Source organism: Burkholderia metallica, assembly GCF_001718555.1.
Classification (GTDB): Bacteria; Pseudomonadota; Gammaproteobacteria; order Burkholderiales; family Burkholderiaceae; genus Burkholderia; species Burkholderia metallica.
In genome coordinates this window covers 805,121-831,104 of sequence record NZ_CP013403.1, presented here as the reverse complement: position 1 = coordinate 831,104, position 25,984 = coordinate 805,121, and the positions used below count along the sequence as shown (strand labels likewise).

General features: G+C 68.8%; 28 protein-coding genes. 18 read left to right on the top strand and 10 right to left on the bottom strand.

Features of this window, described 5'->3' with window-relative positions:
- Positions 1 to 38: 38 nt before the first annotated feature.
- Positions 39 to 1,565 carry an AMP nucleosidase gene (locus WJ16_RS23495; protein WP_069261104.1) on the bottom strand — a complete coding sequence of 509 codons (1,527 nt, stop codon included), beginning with the start codon at positions 1,563 to 1,565 and terminating at the stop codon, positions 39 to 41.
- A 128-nt stretch (positions 1,566 to 1,693) separates the two neighbouring features.
- Here WJ16_RS23495 and WJ16_RS23490 point away from each other — a divergent pair, with 128 nt between their 5' ends.
- From WJ16_RS23490 to WJ16_RS23470, 5 genes are all read left to right on the top strand, one after another.
- The gene (locus tag WJ16_RS23490) at positions 1,694 to 2,089 is read left to right on the top strand and encodes a hypothetical protein (protein WP_069259464.1); all 396 of its coding nucleotides are present in this window, start codon (positions 1,694 to 1,696) and stop codon (positions 2,087 to 2,089) included.
- Positions 2,090 to 2,190: 101 nt separating this feature from the next.
- Positions 2,191 to 3,189 (top strand): homoserine kinase, encoded by a 999-nt coding sequence (locus WJ16_RS23485; RefSeq protein ID WP_069259463.1) that lies wholly within the window; start codon positions 2,191 to 2,193, stop codon positions 3,187 to 3,189.
- A complete protein-coding gene (locus tag WJ16_RS23480) occupies positions 3,180 to 3,989 on the top strand; it encodes a BPSS1780 family membrane protein (protein ID WP_069259462.1) in 810 nt (269 codons plus the stop codon). Before WJ16_RS23485 ends, WJ16_RS23480 begins: the two co-directional genes overlap by 10 nt.
- 162 nt (positions 3,990 to 4,151) lie before the next feature.
- Positions 4,152 to 4,604, top strand: a complete 453-nt coding sequence (locus tag WJ16_RS23475; protein WP_069259461.1) for a MarR family winged helix-turn-helix transcriptional regulator — start codon at positions 4,152 to 4,154, stop codon at positions 4,602 to 4,604.
- Positions 4,605 to 4,758: 154 nt separating this feature from the next.
- Positions 4,759 to 5,178 carry an organic hydroperoxide resistance protein gene (locus WJ16_RS23470; RefSeq protein ID WP_069259460.1) on the top strand — a complete coding sequence of 140 codons (420 nt, stop codon included), beginning with the start codon at positions 4,759 to 4,761 and terminating at the stop codon, positions 5,176 to 5,178.
- A gap of 113 nt (positions 5,179 to 5,291) precedes the next feature.
- On the opposite strand, the gene WJ16_RS23465 is transcribed toward WJ16_RS23470, so the two are convergent.
- Together WJ16_RS23465 and WJ16_RS23460 are read right to left on the bottom strand one after the other, a co-directional pair.
- Entirely contained in the window at positions 5,292 to 5,468 is a 177-nt protein-coding gene (locus tag WJ16_RS23465; protein ID WP_069259459.1) for a DUF3563 family protein, read from the bottom strand.
- An 81-nt stretch (positions 5,469 to 5,549) separates the two neighbouring features.
- Positions 5,550 to 6,659: an extracellular catalytic domain type 1 short-chain-length polyhydroxyalkanoate depolymerase gene (locus WJ16_RS23460; RefSeq protein WP_069259458.1), complete on the bottom strand. Its 1,110-nt coding sequence runs from the start codon at positions 6,657 to 6,659 to the stop codon at positions 5,550 to 5,552.
- A 248-nt stretch (positions 6,660 to 6,907) separates the two neighbouring features.
- Between WJ16_RS23460 and WJ16_RS23455 the strand changes: the two genes are divergently transcribed.
- The 4 genes from WJ16_RS23455 (at position 6,908) to WJ16_RS23440 (ending at position 9,988) form a co-directional block, all read left to right on the top strand.
- Positions 6,908 to 7,606: a phosphatase PAP2 family protein gene (locus WJ16_RS23455; RefSeq protein WP_069259457.1), complete on the top strand. Its 699-nt coding sequence runs from the start codon at positions 6,908 to 6,910 to the stop codon at positions 7,604 to 7,606.
- A gap of 136 nt (positions 7,607 to 7,742) precedes the next feature.
- On the top strand, positions 7,743 to 8,543 hold the full coding sequence (gene modA, locus WJ16_RS23450; protein ID WP_069259456.1) for a molybdate ABC transporter substrate-binding protein: 801 nt from the start codon (positions 7,743 to 7,745) through the stop codon (positions 8,541 to 8,543).
- Positions 8,544 to 8,553: 10 nt separating this feature from the next.
- The gene (gene modB / locus WJ16_RS23445) at positions 8,554 to 9,231 is read left to right on the top strand and encodes a molybdate ABC transporter permease subunit (RefSeq protein WP_069259455.1); all 678 of its coding nucleotides are present in this window, start codon (positions 8,554 to 8,556) and stop codon (positions 9,229 to 9,231) included.
- Positions 9,232 to 9,286: 55 nt separating this feature from the next.
- On the top strand, positions 9,287 to 9,988 hold the full coding sequence (locus WJ16_RS23440) for a sulfate/molybdate ABC transporter ATP-binding protein (protein WP_069259454.1): 702 nt from the start codon (positions 9,287 to 9,289) through the stop codon (positions 9,986 to 9,988).
- Between the two features lie 203 nt (positions 9,989 to 10,191).
- Here WJ16_RS23440 and WJ16_RS23435 read toward each other — a convergent pair whose 3' ends face one another.
- The 3 genes from WJ16_RS23435 to WJ16_RS23425 all read right to left on the bottom strand — a co-directional run bounded on the left by WJ16_RS23435 (position 10,192) and on the right by WJ16_RS23425 (position 13,250).
- Positions 10,192 to 11,028, bottom strand: coding sequence for a TOBE domain-containing protein (locus WJ16_RS23435; RefSeq protein ID WP_069259453.1), 837 nt, complete (start codon positions 11,026 to 11,028; stop codon positions 10,192 to 10,194).
- Between the two features lie 89 nt (positions 11,029 to 11,117).
- Entirely contained in the window at positions 11,118 to 12,740 is a 1,623-nt protein-coding gene (locus WJ16_RS23430; RefSeq protein WP_069259452.1) for a CHAD domain-containing protein, read from the bottom strand.
- A 126-nt stretch (positions 12,741 to 12,866) separates the two neighbouring features.
- On the bottom strand, positions 12,867 to 13,250 hold the full coding sequence (locus WJ16_RS23425; RefSeq protein WP_069259451.1) for a tautomerase family protein: 384 nt from the start codon (positions 13,248 to 13,250) through the stop codon (positions 12,867 to 12,869).
- A gap of 115 nt (positions 13,251 to 13,365) precedes the next feature.
- Between WJ16_RS23425 and WJ16_RS23420 the strand changes: the two genes are divergently transcribed.
- From WJ16_RS23420 to WJ16_RS23400, 5 genes are all read left to right on the top strand, one after another.
- The gene (locus WJ16_RS23420; protein WP_069259450.1) at positions 13,366 to 14,223 is read left to right on the top strand and encodes a LysR family transcriptional regulator; all 858 of its coding nucleotides are present in this window, start codon (positions 13,366 to 13,368) and stop codon (positions 14,221 to 14,223) included.
- Between the two features lie 41 nt (positions 14,224 to 14,264).
- Positions 14,265 to 15,188: a DMT family transporter gene (locus WJ16_RS23415; protein WP_069259449.1), complete on the top strand. Its 924-nt coding sequence runs from the start codon at positions 14,265 to 14,267 to the stop codon at positions 15,186 to 15,188.
- Positions 15,189 to 15,255: 67 nt separating this feature from the next.
- Positions 15,256 to 16,035 (top strand): sensor histidine kinase, encoded by a 780-nt coding sequence (locus tag WJ16_RS23410; RefSeq protein ID WP_069259448.1) that lies wholly within the window; start codon positions 15,256 to 15,258, stop codon positions 16,033 to 16,035.
- Positions 16,036 to 16,111: 76 nt separating this feature from the next.
- Positions 16,112 to 17,455, top strand: coding sequence for a hemolysin family protein (locus WJ16_RS23405; RefSeq protein ID WP_069259447.1), 1,344 nt, complete (start codon positions 16,112 to 16,114; stop codon positions 17,453 to 17,455).
- Positions 17,456 to 17,477: 22 nt separating this feature from the next.
- The gene (locus tag WJ16_RS23400; RefSeq protein WP_069259446.1) at positions 17,478 to 18,062 is read left to right on the top strand and encodes a thiamine phosphate synthase; all 585 of its coding nucleotides are present in this window, start codon (positions 17,478 to 17,480) and stop codon (positions 18,060 to 18,062) included.
- Between the two features lie 71 nt (positions 18,063 to 18,133).
- On the opposite strand, the gene WJ16_RS23395 is transcribed toward WJ16_RS23400, so the two are convergent.
- The gene (locus WJ16_RS23395; protein ID WP_069261103.1) at positions 18,134 to 19,783 is read right to left on the bottom strand and encodes a DUF3459 domain-containing protein; all 1,650 of its coding nucleotides are present in this window, start codon (positions 19,781 to 19,783) and stop codon (positions 18,134 to 18,136) included.
- Positions 19,784 to 20,092: 309 nt separating this feature from the next.
- Between WJ16_RS23395 and WJ16_RS23390 the strand changes: the two genes are divergently transcribed.
- A complete protein-coding gene (locus tag WJ16_RS23390; RefSeq protein ID WP_069259445.1) occupies positions 20,093 to 20,800 on the top strand; it encodes a class I SAM-dependent methyltransferase in 708 nt (235 codons plus the stop codon).
- A 138-nt stretch (positions 20,801 to 20,938) separates the two neighbouring features.
- Positions 20,939 to 21,607 carry a glutathione S-transferase gene (locus WJ16_RS23385; RefSeq protein WP_069261102.1) on the top strand — a complete coding sequence of 223 codons (669 nt, stop codon included), beginning with the start codon at positions 20,939 to 20,941 and terminating at the stop codon, positions 21,605 to 21,607.
- Between the two features lie 24 nt (positions 21,608 to 21,631).
- On the opposite strand, the gene WJ16_RS23380 is transcribed toward WJ16_RS23385, so the two are convergent.
- Positions 21,632 to 22,285, bottom strand: coding sequence for a DUF1345 domain-containing protein (locus WJ16_RS23380; RefSeq protein ID WP_069259444.1), 654 nt, complete (start codon positions 22,283 to 22,285; stop codon positions 21,632 to 21,634).
- A gap of 139 nt (positions 22,286 to 22,424) precedes the next feature.
- Here WJ16_RS23380 and WJ16_RS23375 point away from each other — a divergent pair, with 139 nt between their 5' ends.
- A complete protein-coding gene (locus WJ16_RS23375) occupies positions 22,425 to 23,156 on the top strand; it encodes a metallophosphoesterase (RefSeq protein ID WP_069259443.1) in 732 nt (243 codons plus the stop codon).
- Between the two features lie 54 nt (positions 23,157 to 23,210).
- Here WJ16_RS23375 and WJ16_RS23370 read toward each other — a convergent pair whose 3' ends face one another.
- Together WJ16_RS23370 and WJ16_RS23365 are read right to left on the bottom strand one after the other, a co-directional pair.
- The gene (locus tag WJ16_RS23370; protein ID WP_069259442.1) at positions 23,211 to 23,918 is read right to left on the bottom strand and encodes an RES family NAD+ phosphorylase; all 708 of its coding nucleotides are present in this window, start codon (positions 23,916 to 23,918) and stop codon (positions 23,211 to 23,213) included.
- Positions 23,909 to 24,328, bottom strand: a complete 420-nt coding sequence (locus tag WJ16_RS23365) for an MbcA/ParS/Xre antitoxin family protein (RefSeq protein ID WP_069259441.1) — start codon at positions 24,326 to 24,328, stop codon at positions 23,909 to 23,911. The genes WJ16_RS23370 and WJ16_RS23365 overlap by 10 nt, the downstream gene beginning before the upstream one ends.
- A 241-nt stretch (positions 24,329 to 24,569) precedes the next feature.
- Here WJ16_RS23365 and WJ16_RS23360 point away from each other — a divergent pair, with 241 nt between their 5' ends.
- A complete protein-coding gene (locus WJ16_RS23360) occupies positions 24,570 to 25,352 on the top strand; it encodes an ABC transporter substrate-binding protein (protein WP_069259440.1) in 783 nt (260 codons plus the stop codon).
- Positions 25,353 to 25,984: the final 632 nt, after the last annotated feature.

Sequence of the window (25,984 nt, the reverse complement as noted above, 5' to 3'; positions counted from 1 at the left end):
TCATTGAAAGCGCCGCCGGCGCGGGCAGGCTTGCCGGCTTATTGAAACGCCACTTCCGCAAAGCTGCGCAGCTTGCGGCTATGCAGCTTGTCGAGCCCGTTCGTGCGCAGGATCTCCATCGCCCGCACGCCGATCTGCAGATGCTGGTCGACCTGCCCGCGATAGAACGTGTCGGCCATGCCCGGCAGCTTCAGTTCGCCGTGCAGCGGTTTGTCGGACACGCACAGCAGCGTGCCGTACGGCACGCGGAAGCGGAAGCCGTTCGCGGCGATCGTCGCGCTTTCCATGTCGAGCGCGATCGCGCGGCTCTGCGACAGCCGCTGCACGGGTTCGCGATGATCGCGCAGCTCCCAGTTGCGGTTGTCGACGCTCGCGACCGTGCCCGTGCGCATCACGCGCTTCAGTTCGACGCCGTCGAGCTGCGTGACGTCGGCCACCCCGCGTTCGAGCGCGAGCTGTACTTCGGCGAGCGCCGGAATCGGCACCCACAGCGGCAGGTCGGCATCGAGCACGTGATCTTCGCGCACGTAACCGTGTGCGAGCACGTAATCGCCGAGACGCTGCGTGTTGCGCAGCCCCGCGCAGTGGCCGAGCATCACCCACGCGTGCGGACGCAGCACCGCGATGTGATCGGTGATCGTCTTCGCGTTCGACGGGCCGACGCCGATGTTGACCATCGTGATCCCGCTGCCGTCCGCGCGCTTCAGGTGATACGCGGGCATCTGCGGCAGGCGCGGCGGCGCCGCGCCCTCGACCGGCTCGCTGCCGAGGTTCGCGTTGTACGTGACGACATCGCCCGGCTCGACGAACGAGCTGTACTGGCTGCGGTACGCGCGCACCTCGGGATCGTCGCTCTCCGTCATCACTGTGCGGCCGAGCTTCACGAACTCGTCGATGTAGAACTGATAGTTCGTGTACAGCACGTAGTTCTGGAAATGCGTGGGCGACGTCGCCGTGTAGTGGCGCAGCCGGTGCAGCGAGAAGTCGACGCGCGCGGCCGTGAACAGCGCGAGCGGATGCGGCTCGCCCGGCGCCGGCTCGAACGTGCCGTTGACGATGCGGTCGTCGAGATACGACAGGTCGGGCGTATCGAAGATGTCGCGCATCGCGAGCAGGCGGTCGCGGTCGAGCTCGCCCTCGAGATGGATGCCTTCGGGAAACGCGAAATGGATCGGAATCGGCTGCGACGACACGCCGATCTCGATCTTCACATGGTGGTTCTTCGCCAGCAGGCGCAGTTGCTCGCGGTAGTAGTTCGCGAACAGGTCGGGGCGCGTGACCGTCGTCTCGAACACACCGGGGCCCGCGACGAAACCGTACGAACGGCGCGAATCGACGTGCGTGTTGACGTCGGTGCGGATCCGTACGAACGGGTAGCACGCGCGCACGTGCTCGGTGATCGGTTCGTGGCGGCGATAGCGCGCGAACGCATCGCGCAGGAAGCCCGTGTTCGTGTCGTAAATGGCGGACAGCCGCGCGACGGCGGCGACCGGATCGTCGAATGCCTCGACCGCCGGGCTTTCGGGCGTCAGCAGTCGGTGTCGGCGGCTCAAATCGTTCTTCATTTTCATCACCTCGTCTGATCGGACGACATTACCACGGAACCCGGTCACCCTTATTGAGCCCCCATGCACGCGAGGGCCGGATGGCGCGCAGTATTTGCTAAAATCGGTGGGTTCACTGGAGACTCATCATGAAGCCGCTCATTCTCGTCGCCGCTGCCGCCGCGTTTGCCGCCGCCAGCGTCGCTTACGCCGCCGGCGGCACGCCTGACGCCGACGCGCAGGCTCGGGCCGAGGCCAACGAGGCCGCCGGCCTCCCCGATCTCCGCAAGATCAACCGGCCGGCCGCCGAAGTCACGTCGAAAGTCGACTTCGCCGACATCCGCCGCACCCCGAGCTTCCACGAAAAGAGCAAGAACGGCACCGAAGTGACCGAGTACCGCGATCGCGGCAAACCGGTCGAGATCGACGTGAAGTCGAACTTCGGCACGCGCTACCAGATGAGCTCGACGCCCGACACGTCGCCGAAGCCGCACGACGCGGGCATCCCGATCACGCGCCTGCCGTCGCTGAACCTGCGCTACTGATTCCGCGGCGCGGCGCATCGAACGCCGCGCACCGCCCCCCTTCACCTGCTGTCGCGACGCACGCCACCCGCGTGCCGACACCCTGACCTGACGCATCCCGCATGGCCGTTTTCACTGCTGTTTCCGACTCCGATCTCGCGCAATGGATGCGCCACTACGAACTGGGCGACGTGCTCGCGTTTCGCGGCATTCCGTCCGGTATCGAGAACAGCAATTTCTTCCTGACGACGACGCGCGGCGAATACGTCCTCACGATCTTCGAAAAGCTCACGGCGCAACAGCTGCCGTTCTACCTCGACCTGATGCGCCACCTGGCCAGCCACGGCGTGCCGGTGCCGGACCCGGTCCCGCGTGACGACGGCGCGCTGTTCGGCGAGCTGCACGGCAAGCCGGCCGCGATCGTCACGAAGCTCGACGGCTCCGCCGAACTCGCGCCGGGGGTCGAACACTGCATCGAGGTCGGGCAGATGCTCGCGCGCCTGCACCTCGCCGGCCGCGACTATCCGCGCCACCAGCCGAACCTGCGCAGCCTGCCGTGGTGGCAGGACAACGTGCCGGCGATCGTGCCGTTCGTCACGGACGAGCAGCGCGCGCTGCTGGAAGGCGAACTCGCGCACCAGGCCCGTTTCTTCGCGTCGGACGACTACGCGGCGCTGCCGGCCGGCCCGTGCCATTGCGACCTGTTCCGCGACAACGTGCTGTTCGCGCACGCGGCGCCTAACACCGGCCACGACGTGCGGCTCGGCGGGTTCTTCGACTTCTATTTCGCGGGCTGCGACAAGTGGCTGTTCGACGTCGCGGTCACGGTCAACGACTGGTGCGTCGACCTTGCGACCGGCGTGCTCGACACCGCGCGCGCCGATGCGCTGCTGCGCGCGTACCAGACGGTCCGGCCGTTCACGGCCGAGGAGCGCCGTCACTGGAGCGACATGCTGCGCGCGGGCGCGTACCGCTTCTGGGTGTCGCGCCTGTACGATTTCTACCTGCCGCGCGCGGCCGAGATGCTCAAGCCGCACGACCCCGGTCATTTCGAACGCATCCTGCGCGAGCGTATCGCGCATACGCCCGCGCTTCCCGAGATCCAAACCGCATGCAACTGATCGAAGTGCCCGCGAAAACGGGCTATGTCTGGTTCCGTCAAGGCATCTGGCTGTTCCGCCGGAACCCGCTCGCGTTCATCACGCTGTTCTTCACGTACCTGCTGGCGATCACGCTGATTTCGATGGTGCCCGTGATCGGCTCCGCGCTGCCGCTGGTCTTCATTCCCGGCGTCGCGGTCGGCTTCATGGCCGCGTGCCGCGACACGGTGGCCGGCAAGACCGTGATGCCGACGATCCTCGTCGACGGCTTCCGCTCGTACGGCACCGTCGCGACCCAGCGGCTGCTCGTGCTCGGCGTGATCTACGTCGCGTCGATGATCCTGGTGTTCGCGGCTTCGTCGTTCGTCGACGGCGGCGCGCTGTTCCACGTGATGATGGGCGCGGCCGACGAAGCGAACACGACGCCGGAAACGCTCGCCGCGCAAGGCACGCTCGGCGCGCTGTTCTTCGCGACGCTGCTCTACCTGCCGGTTGCGATGCTGTTCTGGTTCGCGCCGGTGCTGGTCGCGTGGCATGACGTGCCACCTGCCAAGGCGCTGTTCTTCAGCGTCGTCAGTTGCTGGCGCAATCGCGGCGCGTTCGTCGTGTACGGCGCGCTGTGGTTCTGCGTCGCGCTCGGCACGTCGCTCGCGCTGTCGCTGCTGCTGCAGGCGCTCGGCGCCGGCGCCTATGCGCTGACGATCATGATGCCGGTGACGATCATCATCGTCACGATGCTGTACTGCTCGTTCTACGCGACCTATCGCGGCTGCTTCGGCGTGCAGGAACCGACCGCGACGCCCACCCCGTCGGGCCGCTGAAACCCTCCCCGGACGGCGCGCGGCGCCGGCCCGCCGTTCTCCGCGCCGGGCTGGCTTCCGGCGCCCTCCTTCCCCGCCGCGGCGCCCCTGTTCATCCCGATCTTTTGCGCGCAAAATGATTTGCGTACAAATTGTTCGCGCGTTCATCGCGCTTCCCGGATCATGGACCGCCTGCACCCGCTGCCCCAGACGCTCGACGAGCAACTCTGCTTCGCGCTCTACGCGACTTCGCACGCGATGACGAAGGCGTACAAGCCGCTGCTCGACAAGCTGTCGCTGACCTATCCCCAATATCTCGCGATGCTCGTGCTGTGGGAGCGCGACGACATTGCCGTGAAGGACATCGCCGCGCGGCTCGACCTCGACCCGGCCACGGTCACGCCGCTGCTGAAGCGGCTGGAAGCGCTCGGCTACGTCGAACGCGTGCGCAGCGCGGCCGACGAACGCGTGGTGAACGTACGCGTGACGCCGGAGGGCCGGGCGTTGAAGGACCGCGCGCGCTCGGTGCCGGCCGATCTCTTTTGCGCGATGCAGCAATCCCCCGAATTCCTGGTCAGGCTGCGCGTCGATCTCCAGCAGCTGCGCGACGCGCTGTCGGCCGCCAACGAACGCTGACGGGCGAACCTCGGCGACCCGGGCCGGGACTAACGGCTTTTTCTTCGAAAATTAATTTGCACACTAATGATTTGTGTTCTATATTTTCCTCGTGGCCGGCGACACCCCGTTCGACCGGACCGCTTTTCCTCCCTTTCCAGACAGGAGCTGCACGATGAACATTCTGTACAAGACCAGTGCCACGAGCACGGGTGGCCGCGACGGCCGCGCGGTATCCGCCGACAACAAGCTGGAAGTGAAGCTGGCCGCGCCGCGCGAACTCGGCGGCACGGGCGCGGAAGGTACGAATCCGGAGCAGCTGTTTGCCGCAGGTTACTCGGCCTGCTTCCTGAGCGCGATGAAATTCGTCGCTGGCCAGAACAAGCAGACGCTGCCGGCCGACACGCAGGTCACGGCGGAAGTGGGCATCGGCCCGAACGACGCAGGCGGCTTCGGGCTCGACATCGAGCTGCGCGTATCGCTCCCGGGGCTCGACAAGGCCGACGCGAAGGCGCTGGTCGACAAGGCGCACCACGTGTGCCCGTATTCGAATGCGACACGCAACAACGTGCCGGTGCGCCTGACGGTGGTCTGACGCGACGCGAGGCCGTGAATGCAAAAAGGGCGCGTGCGACCAGATGTCGCACGCGCCCTTTTTTGCTGCGTGACTCGCCGGAATGGCGGACCCGAGGGCCCGCGCTGCGCTGCTTAGCGCGCGCCGAGCGAATACGGACGGTTCATCGCCGCTTCGCGATCGATCTTGCGCATGCGGAATTCGAGGTCATAGATGTCGGTCGCTTCGGACAGGTACGCCTCGGCGCGCTCTTTCGCAGCCGTTTCAGCGTTCTTGGTCAACATCAGGAAAAGGTGGCTCAGCAGGTACATGGTCGATCTCGCAATCCAAGGGTTCTTTGACTAGGGTTTTCCCGAATTATAGGGAAAACCCTAGTTCTTGGCCAGCGTCGATCAGACGATGCGTCGTTCGGTCGCCACAGCGCGCCGATGGGTTTCGAAAAAGGCCCAGATCATCGCGCTCGCGTCGGGGCCGACCGCCGCGTGAAACGGTACGGCTTCATCGCCGCCGGCCCACGCGTGATCGAGCCCTTTCACATGACAAAGCCGGACGACCGGCTCGCCGTCGCGGCAGACATCAGTGATCTGCGCGCCGGCCTCGCGGGTCTCGACCCGTTCGCCGCCCCGCAATGCGCCGCGGCTGTCGGCGAGCCCGTTCAGGCGCATGAACTGCACGGTCAGCTGGTCGGCGTTCTTCGGTGCGACCACGTGGTCGCCATCGCCCTGGACGATCAGCGCCGGCATGCCGGGATACGCGGCGACATCGACCAGCGCATCGACGGCCGCGGCCGGATTTTGCCGCACGCCGCGCCGCATCACGTCCATCGCGGTGATGCCGGAATTCGCCTCGCCGAGCGCGGGGCCCGAGTGCAGCGCGACCGCCGCGAAACGGTCGGGATGGTGCAGCGCAAGAAGCGACGCGAGACCCGCGCCAGCCGACAGCCCCGCGACATAGACGCGCGACGCGTCGAAACCGTGTTCGTCGACGAGGGCGTCGACGAGCGACGCCACCGTGTTCGCCTCGCCGCGACCCGCGCGGTCGGTGTCCTCATACCAGTGCCAGCAGCCATGCGCGTGCGCGCGCGTCGACTGCTCCGGATACAGCACCGCGAAGCCGTGCTTGTCGGCCAGCAGGTTCATCCGCGTGCCCTGCACGAATTCGTCGACCGACTGCTGGCAGCCGTGCAGCATCACGACGAGCGGCATCGCGCCGCGCCGGCGGCCGGGCGGCACGTAGAGGCCGTAGGCAAGATTCTGGACGAGGCGCCCGAGCGCGGGCGCCATCGGATGTTCGCCGCGCGTCCACTCGCCGGCCGCCCACGCGGCCGCGCGCGGTCGCACGCGCGATTCGCGCGGCGGGGACAGATCGGATACGGCGGGAGAGGCCGCGGCCTCGAGTGCGTCGCGTGTGATGCGCTGCGCATCGCGCGCCGCACGCTTGGCGGCCGGAGACAGCATGCGTTTCATGCCGCCCAGCCACACCTTGGTCAGACTTTTGGTCATCGATCGGGCTCGCAGTCAGGAAAAATAGGGGCACCACAGCGGATGCAGCGTTCGACTTTGTGCAATGCACCATAACATTGTTTCTGGGATTTTTCCTGCCCGCGGATAGTTCCCTCCCGCGGGAAAAACGGGGCGCGTGCGCACGCGGCGCTATACTGGGGTTTCGCCGCTTGTATCCGTTGTAGTCGTTCTTTCCGGCTCGCGCGTTGATTTAAGCATCGTCCCCGCCCTCGTTCGTCCCCTTCCCGATGTTCGACCTGTCGTCTCACCTGTGGATCACGATCACCGCGTTCGGCGGTGCCGGCCTGACCTTGCCGCTCGCGATCACGATCGCCGTCTGGCTCGCGCTCGGCTATTCGTTGCAACGCGCGGCCGCATGGCTCGGCGTGCTCGCGGCCGCGATCGGCGTGGTCGCGCTCACGAAAATCGCGTTCCTCGGCTGGGGGATCGGCATCCGCAAGTGGGATTTCACGGGATTCAGCGGCCACGCGATGCTGTCGACGTCGGTCTACCCGGTCGCGATTTTCCTCGCGCTGATCCGCACGCGTACGCCGGTGCGGATCGCCGGCATCGCGCTCGGGCTCGCGGCCGGTGTCGCGGTCGGCGTATCGCGCGTCGCGCTCGACGCGCACTCGCCGTCCGAATCGATCACCGGGTGCATCGTCGGCGCGCTCGCCGCGCTCGCATTCATCGCCGGTTCCTGGCGCGCGGTGCCGCACCGCTGGTCGGTGCCGGCGGTCGTCGCGAGCCTCGCGCTCGTGACCGTGGCGCTGCACGGCATCACGGTGCCGTCGCATCGCTGGGTCACCAAGGTGGCGCTGCAACTGTCGGGCCATGAGCGCCCGTTCGTGCGCGCGCGCTGGAAGGCGAACCCGAACTACCGCCCCGCGTCGCAACCGTCCGCGCTGCAGCGCACCCGATCGGCGCCGCTGACGCTCCATACGTGAGCGGCCGCGCGGTCGTCATCGCTGCCCGTTTTCAAGTCTGATCATTCCATGCGCACCGTCGCATGAGCGGTATGTCGAGCGTTATAACCCGCCCTATATTACGATTACGGTTTCCACCCATTCGAACGAACTCACCATGCGCTCAACCGCCCGCCCGCTTCGCCGCACCCTGCTCCGCCTGCTGCCGATCGCCACGCTCGCCGCGGCCGGCATCGCGTTCAGCGCGCCCGCTTCCGCGGCCGACGAACTGGTCGTGTCGGCCGCCGCCAGCCTGACGAACGCGTTCAAGGCCGTCGGCGAAGCATACGAAAAGCAGCACCCGGACACCAAGGTGCTGTTCAACTTCGGCGCGTCGGACGTGCTGATGCAGCAGATCGCCAAGGGCGCGCCGGCCGACGTGTTCGCGTCGGCCGACCAGAAGGCGATGGATCGCGCGGTCGCCGAAAAGGTGATCGTGCCCGGCACGCGTCGCGATTTCGCGGCGAACTCGCTCGTGCTGATCGTGCCGGCCGACAGCCGTGCCGCCGCGCCGACGTCGCTGAACGACCTGACGGCGGCCGGCGTGAAGCGCATCGCGTACGGCGACCCGGCATCGGTGCCGGTCGGCCGCTACACGGAAGGCGCGCTGCGCGCGGCCGGCGTGTGGGACGCGGTCAGCGCGAAAGGCGTGCTGGCCGCGAACGTGCGCCAGAGCCTCGACTATGTCGCGCGCGGCGAAGTCGACGCGGGCTTCGTGTTCGGCACCGACGCCGCGATCATGCCGGGCCGCGTGAAGGTCGCGCTGACCGTGCCGACCCAGACGGCCATCACCTACCCGATCGCCGTGGTCAAGGACAGCCGCCACGCCGCGCAGGCGCAGTCGTTCATCGACTTCGTCGCGTCGCCGCAGGGCCAGGCCGTGCTGTCGACGTTCGGCTTCAAGCCCGCGGGCAAGTGAGCGTAGCGCGATGCAAGACGCCTGGGTACCGCTGCTGCTGTCGCTGAAGGTTGCCGGATGGGCGACCGCGCTCGACATCGTGCTCGGCGTCGCGACCGCGTTCATGCTCGCGCGCTGGCGCTCGCCGCTGCGCGACGTCGTCGATTCCGTGCTGACGCTGCCGCTCGTGCTGCCGCCGACGGTGCTCGGCTATTACCTGCTGGTGCTGCTCGGCCGGCGCGGCGTGTTCGGCGCGTGGCTCGACCGGCTCGGCATCGAGCTCGTCTTCACGTGGCAGGGCGCGGTCATCGCGTCGATGGTCGTCGCGTTTCCGTTGATCCTGAAATCGGCTCGGGCCGCGTTCGAAGGCGTCGACCCGCATCTCGAGCGCGCGGCGCGCACCCTCGGGCTCGGCGAAGTCGCCGTGTTCTTCCGCGTGACGCTGCCGCTTGCCACACGCGGAATTCTCGCGGGCGCGCTGCTCGCGTTCGCGCGTGCGCTCGGCGAATTCGGCGCGACGCTGATGATCGCGGGCAACCTGCCCGGCCGCACGCAGACGCTGTCGGTCGCGATCTACGCGGCCGTGCAGGCCGGCGACGACCATACCGCCAACTTCCTCGTGCTGGTGACGTCGATCACCTGCGTGCTCGTGTTGCTCGCGACCGGCTGGCTCGTGCCGTCGCGCGCGCGGCGGAGCCAGCTGACATGACGCGCTCGCCTCGCCCATCGTGCTGCGTGGCCGGGTGGCTTCGGCGGAGGCCCGCATGAGCCTCGTCGTCGACATCCGCAAGACCTACGCGAACGCCGAGCGCCGCTTCACGCTCGACGTGTCGTTCACCGCGACGACGCAGCGCGTCGTGCTGTTCGGGCCGTCCGGCGCGGGCAAGAGCATGACGCTGCAGGCGATCGCCGGGCTGCTGTCGCCCGACGCCGGCACGATCTCGCTGAACGGCGAACCGCTGTTCGACGCCGCGCGCCGCATCGACGTGCCGACCCGCGAACGTCGCGTCGCGTATCTGTTCCAGGACTACGCGCTGTTTCCGCATCTGAACGTGCGCCAGAACATCGCGTTCGGCCTCACGGCCGGGCTGCGCAATCCGCGCGCGAAGACGGTGCCGCCGGAAGTCGCGTACTGGTTGCAGGCATTCGATCTCGAAGCGCTCGCGGGGCAGTATCCGTCGCAGCTGTCCGGCGGCCAGAAGCAGCGCGTCGCGCTCGCGCGCGCACTGGTCGCGCAGCCGCGGATCCTGCTGCTCGACGAACCGTTCGCGGCGCTCGACGGCGTGATGCGCCAGCGCATGCGCCACGAGCTCGCCGAGTTGCAGGCGCGGCTCGACATCCCGATGGTGCTGATCTCGCACGATCCCGACGACGTCGCCGCGTTCGGCGACCAGGTCGTGCAGTTGAGCGAAGGACGCGTGCAGGCGGCTGCGCCGCACGCCGAGTGGCCGACGCGCATCACGTGAGCGCGCGAGGCCGTGGTCGTGGTGGTGGCAACACGCACGTTGGAGCCTGAGAGAAGCCGCATGAAGCGGCATGTAGCGACATAAAGCGGCACAAGCAGAAAGCGGCAACGAAGCCGGCACCGGCCCGATACGACGGCGATACCGGCTTCGCACCGTCCGTCACGCGACAGCCGACGCGCGCAGGTGGATCGCCTCGCGTGGAGTCAGCCCGTCACCGCAAGAATCACGCTCGACGCCTTGAACAGCGCGATCGCCGCCCGGCCGACGTCGAGCCGCAGCGCATCGACACTGTCGTTGGTCACGACGGCCGTGAGCGTGCCGCCGCCGTCGAGCGCCAGCGTCACCTCGCTGTTCACCGCGCCCGCCGCAACGGTTTGCACGCTGCCGCGCAGCTGATTGCGCGCGGACACCTTCAACTCGTGCCCGCCGTCGTCGACCGCGAGCACGACCCATGACGCCTTCACCAGCGCGCAGGCCTCCGCGCCGGCCTGCAAGCCGAGCGCGTCGGCGCTCTCGTGCGTCAGCACGGCAACGATCGGCTGCCCGCCGGGCAGCATGAGCGTGACCTCGTCGTTGACGGTGCCGCGCACGATCGATGCGACCTTGCCGAACAACTGGTTGCGCGCACTGGTCTTCATCCCGATCCGGCCGATCAGCGCCCAGTCGACGTCGAAGCCGGCCACGGCCGCGCTCGCGGCCTCGATGAACCGGCGATGCTCGCGCTCGATCGTGCGGAACGCGGCGATCAGCGACGTCGCACGCGGCGTCAGCGTCGTACCGCCGCCGCCCTTGCCGCCCGTCGAGCGCGCGACGAGCGGTTCGCCGGCGAGATTGTTCATCGTGTCGACCGCATCCCACGCGGCCTTGTAGCTGAGGCCGACGGCCTTCGCCGCGCGCGTGATCGAACCGGTGTCGCCGATCGCCGCGAGCAGCGCGATGCGAGTCGCGCCGCCGAGCGTCTGCTCGCCCGCGCGCAGCCATAGCTCGCCGCCCAGTTCGAACGGTTCGGCGGACGGGGAAGAATGCGGTGCGTCGGTCATCGGAATACGGGCGGCAATCGGGAAGGAAACGGGAAAGAATCGAGCAGGAAGCGGGCGGCCATTATAGTCGGCGCGTGCCGGTCAGCCGCTCAGCCGGGCTTGCCGTCGAGTTTCGGCGGCCGCAGGCTGGCCAGCAGCGTCTCGGCGTCGCGCGCCGCGCGCTGCGCGAGCGCCGCGCCGTAGCCGCGCACGAAACCGAGCTGGTACGGCGGCGCGCCGAGTTTTTCAAGATGCTGGAGCGCGACCATCGTGTCGTTCGCTTCGCCGAGCACGCTCTGCACGCGCGCGAGCGTCTTGACCGTGTCGGTGCGCGTGCGGCGCGACGCAAGCGACGCGAAGAATTCGAGCGCATAGCGCAGCCGTTTCGCATCGATGCGCACCTGATGGCGCGCGGCCGTGTCGAGCGACGTGAGCGACGGCGATGCGTACAGATGACCGAACAGCCGCCGCACGCGCTTCGTCGCGTGGCGCCGCAGCGACGGTGCATCGCCGTCTTCGGCGGACGGCAGCGCGAGCGAACCCAGCCATTCGAGCCAGCCGAGCGTCAGCCGCGCATAGCGGGCCGAATGCAGCGCCTGCCGCAGCTCGACCCGCGCGGCCGCGCACTGCGCGCGGGCGGCGTCGAGCGTGCCGCTCCACTCGCCGTCGCCGCCGTCGGCCTCGATCAGCGCAGGCAGGCTTTCGGTCGCGAACACGTCCCAGTCGCGCACCGTGCCGAGCAGCGCGGCCAGCCAGCGCAGGTCGGCACCGAGCGTGTCGCGCCACTGGCGGTCGGCAAAGCGCGGGAAGAAGCGCATCAGCGTGCGCAGACGGCGCAGCGCGACCCGCATCTGATGCACGTATTCGGGATCGTCGTGCTCGAGCACGCCGACCTCGTTGCCGAGCCATTGCGCGGTGATGTCGCCGGACAGCGCGAACAGCGCGGCGCGCTGCGTACGCATGCCGGTCAGGTCGACGAGCTGCGCCTTGACGGGCCCGCAGGCAGCCGGCTCGTCCGCGCATGCGCGATCGATCACGCTCGTCAGTTGTACGAACGCAGGCCACGCACCGCTCAATTCGCGCGCCGCGGCGAACAACGCGTGCAGTGCGGCCGTGCGCGCGGGCAGCGTTTCCCAGTCGGGCGCGGCGAGACGCAGCTCGACGTAGCGGCGCGGCGCTTCGCTATCGCGATGCAGCGTGACGTCGTCGAGCGTCATCTCGACCACGACGCCGCTATCGTCGGCCCAGCGCCCGCGCCGCCGCTCGCTGACGAGACGCAGCGCCGACGCTTCCGGCCGGCTGTCGGCCGCCTCCGGGCGCGCGGCCGTGTCGGGTGCGGCGCCGTCGGTTTCGCCTGTCGACGCGCCGGCCGCTTCGGGCAAGGGCAACGGCATCGCGACGACGATGCCCGCATGTTCCGCGTCGAACAGTTCGCGCGCTGTGACACCGGGCGCAAACGCCTGCGTGCGCGATGCGACGACCCGCCTGCCGTGCGCATTCGTCTCGACCCACGTCCACCAGCTCGCGCCGGGGCTCGGCTCGGCCTCCTCGATCCGGCAGGGTTCGATCGTCACGCGCTCGTGGCCGCGGCGCATGCGGACCTGCGGGCAGATTCGCCACGCGCGCACGAGTTCGGCGCCGAAATCGCGCTGCGTGCCGCGGGCACGACTCGCAGCCTTGACCGGCCATCCTTCCAGCGACAGCGACAACACGATTTCCAGCACACGCGACATGGAGGCTCCTGCACATGAAGAATCGCCGGCGCATCGTCCGCGCCGGCGTCGCCCGCGAAGCAGCTTCCATAGTACACGTCGCAAAAACGGGCCGGCGACGATCCGGCCCTGTCGCGCTGTCGCAGATCAAACCGCGTATTGCGCGATGCCGTTGCCGAACGACCAGTCCTCCTTCAGCACCTCGACGAGGCTGATGAAGACGTCCTGCTGCCGCACGCCGGGCTGCGCCGCGAGGTTGTCCGCGATCGCCCGGTACAGCGCCCGCTTCTGCTCGAGCGTGCGCGTGTTGTTCGCGGTGATCTGGATCATCACGAGATCGTCGCTGCGTTCGATGTCGTAGTAGTGGCGGCCGAACACGAAGTTCTCGGCCGCATGCTCGGTGACGACCATGAAGATGTCGTCCTCGGGCACGTTGAACGTGTGCATCAGCGCGCGATGCACGCCATTGACGAGCGCCGCGCGGTACGCGGCCGGCTTGCCTTCGCGGACGGCGATACGGGTGAAGGGCATGGTCCTGCTCCTGTCGGTGAGAGTGACGTGGAAGAACGAAAACACGACGTCAGGTTAGGCTCGCCAAACTATAATGAACAGTCATCAATGAATATTTCATCCATTTTCATCTGAAATGAAAGTCCTCGACCTCGATACCGTGCGCGCGTTCGTGCTGGTGGCCGATCTCGCCAGCTTCACGCGCGCCGCCGACGCGCTCGGCACCACGCAGTCGGCCGTCAGCCTGAAGCTGAAGCGGCTCGAGGCGCACCTCGGCAAGCCGCTGCTCGCGCGCACGCCGCGCGTCGTCAAGCTGGCCGCCGACGGCGAGCATTTCCTGCCGGCCGCCCGCGCGCTGCTCGACGCGCACGACCATGCGCTCGGCGCCATTTCGGCCGGCACGCACCGGCTGGCGCTCGGCGTCAGCGAGCATGTCTCGGTGCCCGACCTGCCCGCCGTGCTCACGAGCCTGCACCGGCAGGACCCGGGGTTGTCGCTGGAAATGCACCTGGGCACGTCGACGAACCTGCTCGCGCAATACGACGAACGCCGGTTCGATGCGGTGATCGTGCGGCACGAGCCGGGCGAAGACCCGCCGCGCGAAGACGGCACGCTGCTGTTTTCCGAACCGCTGGCGTGGCTCGCCGCGCCGGACTGGGCCCCGCGCGCGGGCGAGCCGCTGCCGCTCGCGGTGCTGGCCGGCCCGTGCGGCGTGCGGGCCGCCGCGCTGCGCGCGCTCGACCATGCAGGGCGGCCGTGGCGCGAGCGCTTCACCGGCGGCGGCGTTGCGGCGGTCACGGCCGCCGCCGCCGCGGGGCTCGCCGTCTGCCCGCTCGCGCGACGTGTCGCGCCGCGCACGCTGGTCGACGTCGGCGCGAAATTCGGGCTGCCGCCGCTGCCGCTCTCGCAGGTCGTCCTGTATTCACGCGTACGCGACGCCCGTGCGGCCGCCGCCTTGCGCAGGTTTGCCGACAGCCTTGCAATCTCGGCGTAAACTGGCGGGTTCCGCTGCCCGTAATCTCCAGAAGAATTCCGATGAAGTCCGACGCCCGCAAGCACCTCCGTGCCAACCTGCTGATGCTCGCCGCCGCCGCGATCTGGGGCTCGGCTTTCGTCGCGCAACGCCTGAGCCTCGACGTGATCGGGCCGTTCCTGTTCACGGGGCTGCGCTTCCTGCTCGGCGCGCTGGCGCTGGTGCCGCTGCTGATGCTGAACACGGCGGCGCGCGCGCAGTTCGCGGCGATCCGCCGCGAACCGGTGCTGCTGCTGCCTGGCCTCGCGCTCGGCGGGCTGCTCGCGGTATCGATCTCGCTGCAGCAGGTCGGCCTGCAGTACACGCGCATCGCCAATGCGGGCTTCATCAGCTCGCTGTACGTCGTGATCGTGCCGCTGATGGGCGTGTTCGCCCGTCACCGCACGGGCGCGGGCACATGGTTCGGCGCGCTGCTCGCGGCGATCGGCCTGTATTTCCTCAGCATCGACGAGCACTTCTCGGTGCTGTACGGCGACTGGTTCCAGCTGGCCGGCGCCGTGATCATCGCCGCGCACGTGATGGCCGTCGGCCGTTTCGCGAAGCGGCACGATCCGCTCGTGCTCGCGTTCCTGCAGTTCCTCGTGTGCGGCGCGGCGTGTCTCGTCGTCGGCCTCGCCGTCGAGCCGGTCAGCGCCGCGATGCTGCGCGGCGCGCTGCCGACGCTGCTGTACGGCGGCCTGCTGTCGGTCGGTGTCGGCTATACGCTGCAGGTCGTCGCGCAACGCGATGCGGCGCCCGCGCACGCGGCCGTGATCTTCAGCATGGAAGGCGTGTTCGCGGCGATCGCCGGCTGGGCCGCGCTCGGCGAGACGCTGACGCTGCGCGCGCTCGTCGGCTGCGCGCTGATGCTGGCCGGCCTGCTCGCATGCCAGTTGCTGCCGAACGGCGACGCCCGGAAAAAGGACGAGGACGCGCTGCCGGCGTGACCCGCACCGTCCCTATAATGGCGGTTCGCGTGACTTCCACGCCAACCGCTTCCGACAGGCCAGCTCCGTGACGTCTCCTTCCGTCGATCCCGCCGCCGACCTGCTGCGCGAACGCGCAGCGCACTACGCCGCCCAGGCGGCGCTGTTCCTGCGCGACCAGGCGCTCTCCACCGCGTCGCACGACCTGCGCAGCCCGCTGAACGCGATGCACAGCTGGGCATACGTGCTCGAGCGCCAGCTCGCCCATGCCGATCCGAACCTGCAGCGCGCGCTCGCGGGCATTCGCACCGGAATCGAGCAGCAGGTCGCGCTGATCGACGACGTACTCGATGCGCCGCGCACCGAAACGCGCTTGCTCGCCGTCGCGCCGCAGCCGTTCGCGCTGCGCGCGCTGCTCGACGACACGATCGCGCTCGTGCGTTTCGCGCTCGCCGACGCACGGCAGGTCGCGCTCGACGTGACGCTGCCGGACGGCGAACCGTCGCTCACCGCCGACCGCGAACGCATCGCCCAGGCGCTGTGGACGATGCTGACGGCGGCCGTCGAAACCAGCGCCGTCGGCGGCCGCGTGACGTTCGCGTGCGCACGCGACCGCGCGCAGTTCACCGCGCGCGCCACCTGCGCCGTGAACGCCGCTGCGCTCGCCGATCCCGCGCAGCCGCACGCGTTCGAATCGTTCGCGCGACGCGAGATGCTGCGCGAGCGCGACGCGAAGCGGGTCGCGTGGACGCTCGGGCTCTGCCAGCGCGTCGCGCTCGCGCACGGCGGCACGTTCGCGCACGACCTGTTCGCCGACGGCGCCACGACCACCCTCACGTTCTCGGTCCCCTGCGAGGCGCCGGTGTAAGCAATCGGCCGTCCGACACATTACAGATTCCTTTCCGGCTCTATACTGACGGGCCTGCAATAACCGGAGTGCTTCTTTGTTACAGATCTTCGCGCTCATCGGCGCGTTGTTCCTGGTGGCCCTGAACGGGTTCTTCGTCGCGGCCGAATTCGGCCTCGTCAAACTGCGCGCCACGCGCGTCAAGACACTGGCCCGCAAGCACGGCCTGCGCGGCCGCATCCTCGGCATCGTGCACGGCCGGCTCGACGCGTATCTTTCCGCGTGCCAGCTCGGCATCACGCTCGCGTCGCTCGGCCTCGGCTGGGTCGGCGAACCGGCCTTCGCGCAACTGCTCGGCCCGCTGCTCGACCTGCTCGGCGTGCAGTCCGAACGCGTCGTGCACCTGATCTCGCTCGTGTTCGCGTTCTCGCTGATCTCGTTCCTGCACATCGTCGTCGGCGAGCTGGCGCCGAAATCGATGGCGATCCGCCAGTCGGAGAAGGTCGGCCTGTGGGTCGCGCTGCCGCTCTATGCGTTCTACTGGGCGATGTATCCGGCGATCTGGGTGCTCAACAACAGCGCCAACGCGGTGCTGCGGCTCGCGGGGCTGTCCGCCGACCACGGCAGCGACGCCCACTACTCGACCGACGAGCTGAAGCTGATCCTGCGCAGCCGCCGCAGCACGACCGGCAATCCGGCGCAGCCGGCGCGCGGCACGTACAGCAACGACGAGTGGAACACGCTCGCGCATTCGCTCGACTTTTCGTCGATGACCGTGTCGGACCTGATGCGGCCGGCCCATGAAATGATCGGCCTGCGCCGCGACCTGCCGCTGCCCGACAACATGGAAATCGTCGCGCGGCACCGCTTCAGCCGCTATCCGCTGTTCGACGATGCGTCGCGCGAGCAGGTGAGCGGGCTGATCCACCTGAAGGACCTGCTGCTCGCGCGTCACGCGGGCGCGGCGCTCGACGACCTGTCCGACTACGTGCGCCCGGTGCAGTACGTGAAGCCCGACACGCCTGCGCTCGAGCTGTTCCGCCGCTTCCGCAAGGGCGCGCCGCACTTCGCGCTGGTCGGCGACAAGGGCGCGAAGCCGATCGGCTTCCTGACGCTCGACAACCTGCTCGGCGCGCTGGTCGGCCAGATCCACGACGAGTTCCGCCAGGGCGACGCCGACTGGAGCCGCCTCGACGACGGCACGCTGATGGGCAAGGGCAGCCTGCCCGTCGTGTCGCTCGAACAGGCGCTCGGCATCGACATCGACGAAGGCCGCGCGGAATCGGTCGGCGGCCTCGTGATCCAGGCGCTCGGCGATCTGCCGACCGAAGGGCAGCGCGTGTCGTTCGACCGCTTCGACGTCGTCGTGAAGAAGATGAACGGGCCGCGCATCGTGCTCGTACGCGTGTACCCGAAGATCGCGAAAGAGGCCGACGAATGACGGCCGCGCTTCGCCGTACGCGATGAACGCCGCGCTGCCGCGCTGCTGCGTGATCACGCCGGAACCGGCGTCCGCGTCGGCGGCCGATTGCGCGGCGTTCCTCGACCGGCTGTCGGCGGTACTCGCACGCGGCGAGACGCTCGTGCAACTGCGCGTGAAGTCGCTCGACGCGAGCGCGTTCGCCCGGCTCGCCGCCGACGCGCTCGCGCGCTGCGGCGCGGCCGGCGCGCACCTGATGCTGAACGGGCCGATCGATGCGGCCGGCGTGATGCGGCTCGACGGCGCCGGCTGGCATCTCGACGGCTCCGCGTTGCGGGCCGCCACGCAGCGGCCGTTGCCCGCCGGAAGATGGGTGTCCGCCGCCTGTCATACCCACGATGATCTGCTGCTGGCCGCGCGCGCCGGCGCGGATTTCGTCACGCTGTCGCCGGTGCTGCCGACGCTCAGCCATCCCGGTGCGCCGGCGCTCGGCTGGCAGCGGTTCGAAACACTGGCCGCCGAAGCCGCGATGCCCGTCCTGGCCCTCGGCGGCATGACGCGCGCCCATCTCGACGACGCGCGCCGCCACGGCGCTTACGGCATCGCCGGCATTCGCGGGTTCTGGTAACGCGGGCCTTGCCTGCGGCACGGCCGGGCCCACCTGCGCCCGGCCGTGCGGTTGCTTGCCCGCTCACATCGTCATGCGTTCAGGTTCGGACGCAATCCGCGCCACGCGCCGTCGTCGAGGCGACGCGCATCGTGCGTGAGCGCATACCGGTTCACGTCCCCCGTCAGCCATGCGACGAGCGAATACGGCGGCAACGCCCCGTCGTCGACGCGGTCGCGCGCACGCGCCGGCGTCTCGAACACGACCCGCCCGCGCGGCGCGTCGAACGGCACCGCGTCGGGCGACAGGTTCAACGCGATCGTCAGCGTCTCGTCGTCGGCGAGCTGCCATGACGCGAGCAGCGCGTCGGCATCGCCGTCGCCGTCCGACTTCAGCGCACGCGCCTCGCGCGGCCGGCAATCGGACAGCCGCGGCGAGATCAGCTTCGCGCGCACCGCCAGCGCCGACTGCACGAAATGCGCGCGATCGGCATCGCACGCGGTTTCGTCGAAGATCAACGGAATCTGCGGCGTGAGCAGCGACAGCGCGAGCGCGGCCAGCCCGGCCGCCTGCCCGGGATCGCCGTGGCCGCAGTCGCGCCACGCGCCGTCGGACAGCACCAGCGACGTCAGCGACAGCCCGGTGTCGGCGCCCGTGCCCTCCGTCGACCCGGCCGGCTGGAAGGCCGCGCCGGCCGCGGTCAGCGCGCGGGCGAGCGTGTGGATCGACTGGTGCGTGGAAATGCCTTCATGGGCCGATACGTCGCGCCCGGTCAGCCGGTGCAGCGCGCGCTCGCCGCAGCCGTTCCACTGCGCATCGAAATGGGTATCGGCAAGATGCGCCGGATGCCGTTCGCTGCCGAGGACGAGATGGATCAGCCGGTCGGCCGGCACGGCCGCGCGCACGCGGTCCGCGATCTCGCGCAGCCACGACGCGCCGATCCGGTCGGCTTCGCGCAGGCGCAGCCCGTCGCAGCGGTATTCGTCGATCCAGTACAGCGCGTTGTCGCAGAAGAAATCGCAGACTTCCGGATGATCGAGCGCGAGCGGGGGCGCCTGCAACGGATCGTCGCGCGTGTGGAAGAACGGCGCCGCATAGTGGCGCAGCGCCTCGGTGCCGCTGCCGAAGCGCGCGTAATCGAGCTCCAGCAGCACCGCGAGACCGTAGCCGTGCGCATCGTCGATCAGCGCCTTCAGCGCGTCGGGGCCGCCTTCGGCCGCGAGCGGCGCGAACGGCAGGCTGTCGTGCGACGCGAGCAGCTCCAGCGCGGTCACGCCGAGCCGCGCGAGCTGCGGCAGGCGCCGGCGCACGCCGTCGAAGCCGCCCACCCCGTGCGGGCGAACCGCATAGAGCGCGATGTCTTCCCATGCGCGCCCGTGCCAGAACGTGTTGCGCCACGTGAACGCGCGCGGATCGACGACCTGGCTCGGGCCGTTGAGCCCTTCGGGTTGCGAGCGCGACGCGGGATCGGGAATCGATACCGCATCGTCGAGCCGATAGCGGTAAAGCGAACCCGCGCCGCAATCGGCAAAAACTTCGAACCAGTTCGCGCCGGCTGCCGTCATCGGGACGCGCAACGGGCCGAAGCCGGTATCGAGTTCGAGCTGGACCTGCGTGCTGCCCGGCGCCCACACGCGAAAATGCGTGCGCGGCGCCGCGCGGAGCGCGCCACAGGGCTGCGCGCCGAACGGCAGGCAATGAATATGGTGCTGCGCATACGGATCGTGCGGACAATCGGACATCATGCGCTCCTCATGCATACCGAGCGGCATGGCCGCGCCAGCGGCGCGGCGCATCGGGGCCCGGCATGCGACGGCCAGGCGAAGGGGAGAGAAACGAGTATGCGCCGGATTTTCCATGGCGATGCAGCGTTCCCGGACATTTTTAAATGCGAATCGACCCCTGGGAAACCGGCGGTCCGGCCGGCGCGACGCGAGTCGGGTAGCCGGCATACCGGAATGACTGCTCGCCTTGTTGCGCCGGCCGCGCACGCTTACGCTCTGCGGCATGCTCGCGGGCACGTCGCCCGCTTCCGACCGGAGAAACCCGTCATGTCGCTTCCCTCCAGCGCCGCCAAATTCGATCCGGCGCGCGCCCACGAATACGCCGAGCAATCGCGCATCGCGCTCGCCGGCTACGATGCCTGTCACGAACTCACTGCATGCATGCTCGCATCGGCGATCGATGCGCCTGATGCGCGGCTTCTCGTCGCGGGCGCGGGCGGCACCGGGCAGGAAATCTGCGTGGCGGCCGCGCTCGAGCCGGGCTGGCGGTTCACGGCCGTCGATCCGTCCGCGCCGATGCTCGCGCTCGCGCGCTCGAACGTCGAGGCCGCGGGCTTCGGCGCGCGCACGGCGTTCGTCGAGGACGGTGTCGATGCGTTGCCCGATGCGCCCGCGTTCGACGGCGCGACGCTGATCGGCGTGCTGCATCACGTGCCGGGCGACGCGGCGAAGGCGGCGCTGCTGCAGGCGATCGCGCGGCGCCTGAAACCCGGCGCGCCGCTCGTGCTCGCCGGCAATCATCGTCGCTACGCGGACCACCCTCGCCTGCTCGATGCATGGCAGCAGCGCTGGCGGATGAAAGGCGCGACGCCCGACGCGGTGCGCGCGCAACTCGCGAAGATCCTGCAGGGCGCCGATCCGCCGGCGTCCGAGGACGCGGTGTTCGGCCTGCTGCACGACTCGGGCTTCGATGCGCCGCTGCGCTTTTTCGCGAGCCTGTTCTGGGGCGCGTGGATCGCGGTACGGCGCGCATGATGGATCGGTGAGGCCGGCCAGGTGCGATCGGCCAGGTGCGGCCGGCCGGACGTGGCGCGTCACCGCGCGACGCATTTCCCGTACGCGCCATCCGCGCTGGGTATGATGTCGTTCCCGCCCCCACTTCCCGGCGTCGACATGCTCACCGTCCACCACCTGAACAACTCGCGCTCGCAGCGCGTGCTCTGGCTGCTCGAAGAACTGGATGTGCCGTACGAGATCGTGCGCTACGAACGCGATCCGAAGACGATGCTCGCGCCGCCCGCATTGCGCGCGATCCATCCGCTCGGCAAGTCGCCGGTCGTCACCGACGAAGGCCGCACGTACGCCGAATCGGGCGCGATCATCGAGTACCTGGTCGAACGCTACGGCAACGGGCGCCTGGCGCCGCCGCCCGGCACGCCCGAGCGGCACGACTACACGTACTGGCTGCACTACGCGGAGGGGTCGGCGATGCCGCCGCTGCTGCTCAAGCTCGTCGCGCTGCGGATCGCGCATGCGCCGATGCCGTTCTTCGCACGACCGGTCGCGCGCAAGATCGCCGCGACGCTGCAATCGAGCTTCGTCGACCCGCAGATCGCGCTGCATCTCGGCCATATCGACGACACGCTGAGCCGCACCGGCTGGTTCGTCGGCGACGGTTTCAGCGCGGCCGACATCCAGATGAGCTTTCCGCTCGAAGCCGCGACCGCGCGCGGCGGCGACGGCCGGCATCCGGCGATCGCGCGCTTTCTCGACGCGATCCACGCGCGGCCGGCCTACCAACGGGCGCTGGAGCGTGGCGGCCCGTACGAACTGCTCAAGTAACGCCGCCGCCGACGTCGGCCTGCGTCAACTCAGCAGGCCCGCCGCGACGTTGATCGACAGCCCGAGCACGGCCATGTTGAAGTAGAACGACAGGATCGACTGCGCGAGCACCGAACGCCGCGCGGAGCGGTTCGTCATCGACACGTCGGCCGTCTGCGACGCGACCGCGATCGTAAACGCGAAATACAGGAAATCCCAGTAATCGGGTTCGAGGTTCTGGTCCGGGAAGCGCAGCGCGCGATCCTTGGCCGGCGAACCGTAATAGAGCCGCGCATAGTGCAGCGTGAAGATCGTCGGGATCAGGAACCACGCGCCGAACAGCGTCGCGCCCGTGATCGCGTAGTGGCTGAGCCCCGCGCTGAAGCCGACGCTCTTGGCGGTCGCGAGTTCGATCGCGATCGCCGCCACGCTCGCGACGGTCGCAAGACATACGACAGTCAGCACGGTCGTCGCGTTTTCATCCTCGCGAATCGCGACTTCGCGCACCATGTGATGATGCGCGGTGACCATGCGCACCCACATCAGCACGAGATACAGCCACACCGCGCAATCCCAGCCGATCAGCGCCCGCGCGGTCGCGCGCAGCGGAAACGGCAACAGCACCGCGCACAGCACGCCGCCGACGAATGCCGCGACCATGCGCGGCCGGTTGCGTAATACCTGCGGATAAAACGTCATCGTGTGATTCCGAAAGCGGATGGAAAGGGTTCGGCGGGCGCACGGGACGGCCCGCTGCGCCGCGCCGACGCGTCACGCGCCCCGATTATCGCCATTCCGTCGTGACGTGGCGATGGGCGCGAGCGCCTAAGCTATTCAGATGACTGCCACCGCTCCCCTCTGCCACCATCCGGCGAACGCGGCCGGGCGCGACTTCGTCGTCGGCGACCTGCACGGCTGCGTGGATGTGCTGCGCGCGCTGCTGCACGACGTCCGCTTCGATCCGGCTCACGACCGGCTGTTCTCGGTCGGCGACCTCGTCGATCGCGGTCCCGCGTCCGAAACCGCGCTCGAACTGCTCGACCGCCCGTGGTGCCACGTCGTGCGCGGCAATCACGAGGAGGTGCTGAGCCTCGTCGCGCGCGGCAAGCTGCCACCCGACGCGTGGCGCGGGATCGGCGGCGACTGGGGCGCCGACCTGCCGCCGGAACGGCTGCACGCGCATGCGGCGCGCGTCGACGCGCTGCCGCTCGTGCGTGTGGTCGGCGACGGTCCCGGGCGCTTCAACGTGCTGCATGCTGAGTTCTTCGGCTCGGACGCCGATCTCGACTCCGGCAGCTACTCGCACGACGTGCGCGAGCGGCTGATCTGGGGCCGCGATCTCGTCCAGGGGCTCGCCGATCCCGCGCGGCAGGCCGGGCTGTCGCTGACCTGCACCGGGCATACGCCGGTGCGCGCCCCGCAGCGGATCGGCGCGCAATGGTTCATCGACACGGGCGCGTTCGCACCGGCCGGCCGGCTCACGCTCGCCGAGCCGCGCACCGGGCGCACCTGGTCGATGACGCAGGCCGAAGCACGCGAACGCCGCGCGGGCGACTGGCCGCTGCCGTGATGCGCAGGTGTGCTGATTGCCGCTGATGCCGCTGATGCCCGCGACTACCGTACCCTAGCCGACCTGGTTCAGTTCGAACACCGCATCGACGGCCGAGCCGTTCCAGTTGTATTCGAGGTACGCCGCGTGATGGCAGTCGCGCAGCAGCGCGGTGCGGAACGCCGCCAGGCATTCGCCGCGCGGATCGCGCACCGACGGATAGACGATCCCCGCGCCGCCGACATTGCGCACTGCGCGACCGAGCGCTTGCCCGGCGCTGTAGTCGAGCGGATGCAGCAGCGCCGGATCGCGCTTCGGCCACGCACGCACGTCGACCACGTCGCCTTGCGCGATCACCGTGTAGAGCCGCATCTGCTGACGCATCGGCATCTCCTTCGTGGCAGCCAGGAACAGCGCGCTGTGGTAACGCGTTTCGGCGATCGCGGTATCGCGCGAACGGGCGCAGTAGAACACGCCGTAGCTGCCGTCGGAAAAGCGGCTGCCCTGCGGATTCAGGTGCGTGAACGCGGCCATGATCGGCCCCCAGCCCTGCCCGTAGCGGCGCTCGGCAGGCGGCACGAGGTCGAGCGTGCCGACTTCGTTGCGGATGCGGTCGTTGGTCAACGATTCGAGCGCGTAAAGCGCGTCGAAATCGTCCGCCGACGCCACGCGGTCGAACAGGTTGATCGCCGGAAAACGGGTGGGAATCACGCGATAGGCAGGCGCCCAGTCGACCGCGGACGTGGGCCAGGGTTGTGCTTGGTTCGGCAGCGTCACGCCCATCCACCTCGCATCGCGTCGAGATATTGCCGCACGGCGACCAGATCGCCGACGTTGCCGGCCAGCATCCGGTCGAGTGCGCGCTTGCCGCCGAACGGCGCCGCGTCGTTGGGCCGCTTGACCCACGCATCGGCCGCGGCCGGCTGCGGCAGCAGGATCTGCAGCGCCTTGTAGATGCCGAGCAGCAGCGATAGCCGCTCGAGCGTATCGCGCGGCAGCCGCGCCGCTTCCGGCGCGGCCTTCCACTTGAAGAACGTCGACCGGCCGGGCGACCCGAGCAGCACGATCTGCTCGTCGATCGTCAGTTCCCAGTCGCGCGCGATGTTGAAAAACGCACGCAGGCCGGCCGCCGACATCTGCGCGACCGATGCCTGCGGCGGGGGGGAATAGGACTCATACGCGGGCTGTGACATGATCGTTAGTCTCTAAATGAATCTACTAACAAGACTAGTCCATTTTCGTATTTTTGCAAGGGTCGAGACCCGTCGATCGATCGGCGTCGTCGCGTGCCACCCGGAAAACGATATTTTTTGTCCATTCTGGACTCTTATTTTATTTTCTGCGTTAATGCCCGTGCGGACACCGCGCGCAGCTGCGGCGGGTCCGTGAAACCGTGTCGCCCGGAACCCGGAAGCACCCGCCAAGGAACGCACCATGAAGAGAATGATTGCCGCTGTTTCGATCGCCCTGCTCGCGATTTCCGCCGGCCCCGCCGTCGCGAAGGACTGGACCACGATCCGCTTCGGCACCGACGCCAGCTACGCGCCGTTCGAGTCGAAGGCGCCCGACGGCAAGCTCGTCGGCTTCGACATCGACCTCGGCAACGAGATCTGCGCGCGGCTGAAGGCAAAGTGCGTGTGGCTCGAGAACGATTTCGACGGGATGATTCCGGCGCTGAAGGCGAAGAAGTTCGACGCAGTGCTGTCGTCGATGTCGATCACGCCGCAGCGTGCGCAGCAGATCGGCTTCACGACGAAGATCTACAACCAGCCTACGCGGCTCGTCGTGAAGAAGGGCTCGCCGCTGCTGCCGACGGCCGAATCGCTGAAGGGCAAATCGATCGGCGTCGAACAGGGCACGACGCAGGAGACGTACGCAAAGACGTACTGGGGCAAGCAAGGCGCGAACGTCGTGTCGTACCAGAACCAGGACGGCGTGTACGCGGATCTCACGTCGGGCCGCCTCGACGCGGCGCTGCAGGATGAAGTGCAGGCGGCGATCGGTTTCCTGAAATCGCCGCGCGGCGCGACCTACACGTTCGTCGGCCCCGAACTCGTCGACGAGAAAGTGCTCGGCATCGGCGCCGGCATCGGGCTGCGCAAGGAGGACACCGACCTGAAAGCGAAGATCGACGGCGCGATCCTCGACATGGTCAAGGACGGCACCTACAAGCGGCTCGCGTCGAAATACTTCGACTTCGACATCTACGGCGGCTGAAACGGCGTCGCGCGCGTACGGGCGCCACACCCGTCGCGCGCGTCCGACCGCCCCTCCCCTCACCACCGGACGGCACCGGCATGAGGCCGGTTGCCGTCGCGTCGCATCGCATGCGTCATCCGCCGCACGGGCGGCACGACGCTGCGCATTTCATCCGGACTGCAGATCGATCTGTTCGCCGCGGCGAGGCCGGCGCGAAGGAAAATCGTGCCGTTTCAATCGTACGGTCAGTACGCGAAGAGCGGGCGTCGAGGAACCGGCGCCCGTGCGCACATGCCCTTGCGAACCGTGTTCGCATGCAGGAAAGTACCGACCCGGCGCGGATGACCGGCAATCAGCCGGATCCGCCTCGCACCGGGCGCGGAGAGATGGCCTGTCGACGCATGCCGGCCGGCGGCGAGAACGACGCTCGAGCGGCGACGCGTCGACTCACTGCGATCGCGGCCTGCCGGCCGCGGCGTGTGGCGATCGATCATTTTTCTACCCCGTTTCAGTCTCGTTGCTTGTTCCGGCAACCGGACCACACCGGTGCCCCGACGATCAGGCGACGACGTTCCGTACTCGCCGGAATGCGGCTGCTGTGCCGCGCTCCGACGCCGCATCCCCGCGGACCGGGCCCTGGCCGCGACCGA

What these genes read in the sequence shown, in the direction of transcription:
- WJ16_RS23495 (WP_069261104.1), bottom strand. Translation starts at nt 1,565, where the DNA reads ATGAAGAACGATTTGAGCCGCCGACACCGACTGCTGACGCCCGAAAGC.
- WJ16_RS23490 (WP_069259464.1), top strand. Translation starts at nt 1,694, where the DNA reads ATGAAGCCGCTCATTCTCGTCGCCGCTGCCGCCGCGTTTGCCGCCGCC.
- WJ16_RS23485 (WP_069259463.1), top strand. Translation starts at nt 2,191, where the DNA reads ATGGCCGTTTTCACTGCTGTTTCCGACTCCGATCTCGCGCAATGGATG.
- WJ16_RS23480 (WP_069259462.1), top strand. Translation starts at nt 3,180, where the DNA reads ATGCAACTGATCGAAGTGCCCGCGAAAACGGGCTATGTCTGGTTCCGT.
- WJ16_RS23475 (WP_069259461.1), top strand. Translation starts at nt 4,152, where the DNA reads ATGGACCGCCTGCACCCGCTGCCCCAGACGCTCGACGAGCAACTCTGC.
- WJ16_RS23470 (WP_069259460.1), top strand. Translation starts at nt 4,759, where the DNA reads ATGAACATTCTGTACAAGACCAGTGCCACGAGCACGGGTGGCCGCGAC.
- WJ16_RS23465 (WP_069259459.1), bottom strand. Translation starts at nt 5,468, where the DNA reads ATGTACCTGCTGAGCCACCTTTTCCTGATGTTGACCAAGAACGCTGAA.
- WJ16_RS23460 (WP_069259458.1), bottom strand. Translation starts at nt 6,659, where the DNA reads ATGACCAAAAGTCTGACCAAGGTGTGGCTGGGCGGCATGAAACGCATG.
- WJ16_RS23455 (WP_069259457.1), top strand. Translation starts at nt 6,908, where the DNA reads ATGTTCGACCTGTCGTCTCACCTGTGGATCACGATCACCGCGTTCGGC.
- modA (WP_069259456.1), top strand. Translation starts at nt 7,743, where the DNA reads ATGCGCTCAACCGCCCGCCCGCTTCGCCGCACCCTGCTCCGCCTGCTG.
- modB (WP_069259455.1), top strand. Translation starts at nt 8,554, where the DNA reads ATGCAAGACGCCTGGGTACCGCTGCTGCTGTCGCTGAAGGTTGCCGGA.
- WJ16_RS23440 (WP_069259454.1), top strand. Translation starts at nt 9,287, where the DNA reads ATGAGCCTCGTCGTCGACATCCGCAAGACCTACGCGAACGCCGAGCGC.
- WJ16_RS23435 (WP_069259453.1), bottom strand. Translation starts at nt 11,028, where the DNA reads ATGACCGACGCACCGCATTCTTCCCCGTCCGCCGAACCGTTCGAACTG.
- WJ16_RS23430 (WP_069259452.1), bottom strand. Translation starts at nt 12,740, where the DNA reads ATGTCGCGTGTGCTGGAAATCGTGTTGTCGCTGTCGCTGGAAGGATGG.
- WJ16_RS23425 (WP_069259451.1), bottom strand. Translation starts at nt 13,250, where the DNA reads ATGCCCTTCACCCGTATCGCCGTCCGCGAAGGCAAGCCGGCCGCGTAC.
- WJ16_RS23420 (WP_069259450.1), top strand. Translation starts at nt 13,366, where the DNA reads ATGAAAGTCCTCGACCTCGATACCGTGCGCGCGTTCGTGCTGGTGGCC.
- WJ16_RS23415 (WP_069259449.1), top strand. Translation starts at nt 14,265, where the DNA reads ATGAAGTCCGACGCCCGCAAGCACCTCCGTGCCAACCTGCTGATGCTC.
- WJ16_RS23400 (WP_069259446.1), top strand. Translation starts at nt 17,478, where the DNA reads ATGAACGCCGCGCTGCCGCGCTGCTGCGTGATCACGCCGGAACCGGCG.
- WJ16_RS23395 (WP_069261103.1), bottom strand. Translation starts at nt 19,783, where the DNA reads ATGTCCGATTGTCCGCACGATCCGTATGCGCAGCACCATATTCATTGC.
- WJ16_RS23390 (WP_069259445.1), top strand. Translation starts at nt 20,093, where the DNA reads ATGTCGCTTCCCTCCAGCGCCGCCAAATTCGATCCGGCGCGCGCCCAC.
- WJ16_RS23385 (WP_069261102.1), top strand. Translation starts at nt 20,939, where the DNA reads ATGCTCACCGTCCACCACCTGAACAACTCGCGCTCGCAGCGCGTGCTC.
- WJ16_RS23380 (WP_069259444.1), bottom strand. Translation starts at nt 22,285, where the DNA reads ATGACGTTTTATCCGCAGGTATTACGCAACCGGCCGCGCATGGTCGCG.
- WJ16_RS23375 (WP_069259443.1), top strand. Translation starts at nt 22,425, where the DNA reads ATGACTGCCACCGCTCCCCTCTGCCACCATCCGGCGAACGCGGCCGGG.
- WJ16_RS23370 (WP_069259442.1), bottom strand. Translation starts at nt 23,918, where the DNA reads ATGGGCGTGACGCTGCCGAACCAAGCACAACCCTGGCCCACGTCCGCG.
- WJ16_RS23365 (WP_069259441.1), bottom strand. Translation starts at nt 24,328, where the DNA reads ATGTCACAGCCCGCGTATGAGTCCTATTCCCCCCCGCCGCAGGCATCG.
- WJ16_RS23360 (WP_069259440.1), top strand. Translation starts at nt 24,570, where the DNA reads ATGAAGAGAATGATTGCCGCTGTTTCGATCGCCCTGCTCGCGATTTCC.